The sequence below is a fragment of the Streptomyces sp. MK37H genome (assembly GCF_018035285.1).
GTDB classification, from domain to species: Bacteria; Actinomycetota; Actinomycetes; order Streptomycetales; family Streptomycetaceae; genus Streptomyces; species Streptomyces endocoffeicus.
Genome location: NZ_JAAAYH010000665.1, coordinates 1 through 3,308, shown reverse-complemented (window position 1 = coordinate 3,308; position 3,308 = coordinate 1). Strand labels below are relative to the sequence as shown.

Sequence of the window (3,308 nt, the reverse complement as noted above, 5' to 3'; positions counted from 1 at the left end):
CCGCTGGCGGGTCCTGGCCGCCACGTTCGCCACGCTGAACCGCCATGCGCTGGACGCGTACGACGCCCTCGCGGCGGACGGCGTCGCAGAGCCGACCCGGCCCGCCGAACCCTGTCTGATCGCCTTCCGCACCGCGGCAGAGCGCGCCGCGATGGTCGAGGAGCTGGAGCACGCCCGCGCGGCCGGTTTCACGATCGCGTACGAGCGGATCGACGGGGACCGGGCCCGGGCGCTGGAACCGGCGCTCGGCGACGGCATCGGGGCGGCCGTGGAACTCCACGGCCAGCGCTATCTCAACCCCGGGAACTTCGTCCGCGCCCTCGCCGACGCGGTGCGCAAGCGCGGCGGCGAGATCCTGGAGCGGACGGAGGTGTCCGGTATCCGGGACCTCGGGCCGGCGGGCGTGGCCGTCACCACCTCCGGGGGCGAACTCCGCGCGGACGTCGCCGTCGTGGCCACCGGCGCCTGGCTGGACCGGCTGGTCCGCCCGTTCGGGGTCCGGGTGCCGGTCCAGGCCGGACGCGGCTACAGCTTCAGCGTCCCGGCCGAGGGCGCCCCCACCCGTCCCACATATCTGGCCGCCCAGAAGGTGGTCTGCACCCCGCTGGGCGAGGGCCGGGTGCGAGTCGCCGGAATGATGGAGCTGGCCCCCGCGGACCGGCCGGTGGACCCGCGCCGCATACAGGCGATCATCGCGGCGGCCCGTCCGCTGCTGCGGGGCATCGACTGGGAGGCCCGTACGGACACCTGGGTCGGCGCCCGCCCCTGCACCCCCGACGGGCTGCCGCTGATCGGCCCGACCGGCTCGCCGCGCGTCTACGTCAACGGCGGCCACGGCATGTGGGGCGTGGCGCTCGGCCCGCTCAGCGGACGGCTGCTGGCGGACGCCATCGCGACGGGCACCTCCCCGGCCGAACTGGCCCCGCTGCACCCCCTGCGCTGATCAGACTCTGCCCCCGACTGCTCATGTTTCGGCTCGGCGGTCTCGGAAACTCGCCGTGGTGCGCGACGCGACAACGTCGAAAGGAGTCACCGATGAGCACCGTGCGGGAGTCCGTCGAGGTTGGGGTTCCGCTCCACACCGCGTACAACCAGTGGACCCAGTTCACCGAGTTCCCGAGGTTCATGGAAGGCGTGGACCAGGTCACCCAGGTGGACGATCGCCATAACCACTGGGCGACCTCCATTGCCGGTGTGCACCGGGAGTTCGACACCGAGATCGTGGATCAGCTTCCCGACGAGCGCATCGCCTGGCGCACCACCTCCGGTGATGTCCAGCAGCAGGGCCTGGTCACCTTCGAGCCCGTGGACGAGCGCCACACCCGGGTCAATCTGGCCCTGGTCTTCGAGCCGAGCGGAATGGCGGAGAAGGCCGCGGACATGACCGGGACGCTCGACCGGCGGGTGAAGGGGGACCTGCGGAGGTTCAAGGACTTCATCGAGCACCGCGGTGAGGCGGAAGGCGCCTGGCGCGGCCGGATCTCCCCCGGCTGACCGCTGCGCACCGAACCGAACCGATCCGAACCGATCCGAACCGATCCATAAGCCCGCGAGGGACGTCCGCGAGGACGAGTCAGCAAGCCCGTGAGGGCGCCGACCGCACCGGTCGGCGCCCTCACGGGCGTCTCCGTGGAGATCAGATCCAGCGAGATCAGATGTTGCTCATCAGGCCATATAAGGAGCAAGCTGGATATATGGGTGCTCAAACGGCGCCTACACTGATCTCATCCGTTCAGCGGGCTTTCCGGTTGATGGAGGCAGTGGGCGCGCATGAGGGCGGTGCGACGGCCAAGCGGCTCGCCCGGGAGACCGGGTTGCCGCTCGCGACCACGTACCACCTGCTGCGGACTATGGCCCACGAGGGCTATGTGTCCCGGCTGGACGACGGCGGCTTCGTGATCGGCGACAAGCTGCGCGCCCTCGAGTCCGGCAGCCGTGAGCAGGCGATGCTTTCCCGGGTCCGGCCCACCCTGGCCGCGCTGCGCGACGAGCTCTCGGCCGCCGCGTATCTCACCTTCTACGACGAGGGCGAGATCCGGATCGCGGAGATCGTCGATGGCCCGCAGGCGCCCCGGGTCGACCTGTGGGTGGGGTGTGAGGACGCCGGGCACGCCACCGCGCTGGGCAAATGCGTGCTGCGCGAGCTGGACGACGAGGCTCGCCACGAGTATCTCTCCCGCCATCCGCTCGTCGATCTCACCCCGCGCACCGTCACCCGCTCCGACGATCTGCTGCGCCGCCTGGACTCCCCGACCGGGAGTCCCCTGGTCGCGGACCTGGAGGAGTACGCCCTGGGCACCGTCTGCTTCGCGGTGCCGATCTACTACGGGGACCGGCTCGGCTCGCTCGGGATCTCACTGCGGGCGGACCGGCTCGCCCGGCTGATGGAGGTGGATCCGCACCGTGAGCTGTTCCGGACCCGCCTGGTGCCGACGGCGAGCCGGGTGAGCAGGAACCTCTCGCTCACTATCTGAAAACGCGGGCCTTGCCGAACCTATCGAATCGCTGTTTCTCTGGATGAAACGGACACCCTCGGTATCACTTGCCCCCGTGGAGAGAGAGCAGCGAAGCAGTTCATGTTCCCGGCCCGACTCCGCCCGTACGACCCGGACCGACCGGACGGCACTGGGCTCATAGCCCAAGCGGTCCCCGTCATCATCATCTGTGGGGTGGCCCTGCTCGCCCTCGTGACCTCGGAGGGGCTGGCCTGGCTCCCACTGCTCGCCGTCGGCCCCGCGCTCGCCGCCGCCCACTGCGGACCGCACGGAGTGATCCGGATCGGGGTGCTCGCCGTGGTGGTGGGCGCGCTGCTGGGCACCCAGGGCGACGAATCGGTGCGCACCCAGGCGATCCTGCTAGCCACGCCCGCCGCCGTGGCCCTGGCGAGCTGTGGGGCCAGCGCCCTGCGCAGACGCCGTGAGCAGGTCCTCGCCGCCGTCCGCTCGGTCGCCGAGGCCGCCCAGAACGCCCTGCTCACACCGGTGCCCGCCCGGGTCGGCCAATTCCAGGTGGCGGTCCGCTACAGCGCCGCCGCCGCGGAGGCACGGGTGGGGGGCGATCTCTATGCCCTGCTGCCCACCCCGCACGGGGTCCGGCTGATCGTCGGCGACGTACGCGGCAAGGGGCTGCCCGCGGTGAGCACCGCCGCGCTGGTGCTCGGCGTCTTCCGCGAGGCCGCCTACGACGAGCCGAACCTGCTCGACGTCGTCGCCAGGATCGAGCGCAGCCTTTCCCGCAACCTGGCGCCGGACGACTTCGTCACCGCCGTGGTCGCCGGATACCCCAGCGAGGGCCGTATGGAGCTCGTC

General features: G+C 71.3%; 4 protein-coding genes. All 4 read left to right on the top strand.

The window, feature by feature from the left end:
- The coding region (locus tag GWI24_RS42375; protein WP_210951343.1) for an FAD-binding oxidoreductase at positions 1-943 on the top strand (943 nt) is incomplete at its 5' end.
- Between the two features lie 92 nt (positions 944-1,035).
- The gene (locus GWI24_RS42370; protein WP_020870151.1) at positions 1,036-1,494 is read left to right on the top strand and encodes an SRPBCC family protein; all 459 of its coding nucleotides are present in this window, start codon (positions 1,036-1,038) and stop codon (positions 1,492-1,494) included.
- 200 nt (positions 1,495-1,694) lie between these two features.
- The gene (locus GWI24_RS42365) at positions 1,695-2,474 is read left to right on the top strand and encodes an IclR family transcriptional regulator (protein ID WP_210951342.1); all 780 of its coding nucleotides are present in this window, start codon (positions 1,695-1,697) and stop codon (positions 2,472-2,474) included.
- Between the two features lie 102 nt (positions 2,475-2,576).
- A partial coding sequence (locus GWI24_RS42360; protein ID WP_210951341.1) for a PP2C family protein-serine/threonine phosphatase occupies positions 2,577-3,308 on the top strand: 732 nt, incomplete at its 3' end.

What these genes read in the sequence shown, in the direction of transcription:
- GWI24_RS42370 (WP_020870151.1), top strand. Translation starts at nt 1,036, where the DNA reads ATGAGCACCGTGCGGGAGTCCGTCGAGGTTGGGGTTCCGCTCCACACC.
- GWI24_RS42365 (WP_210951342.1), top strand. Translation starts at nt 1,695, where the DNA reads ATGGGTGCTCAAACGGCGCCTACACTGATCTCATCCGTTCAGCGGGCT.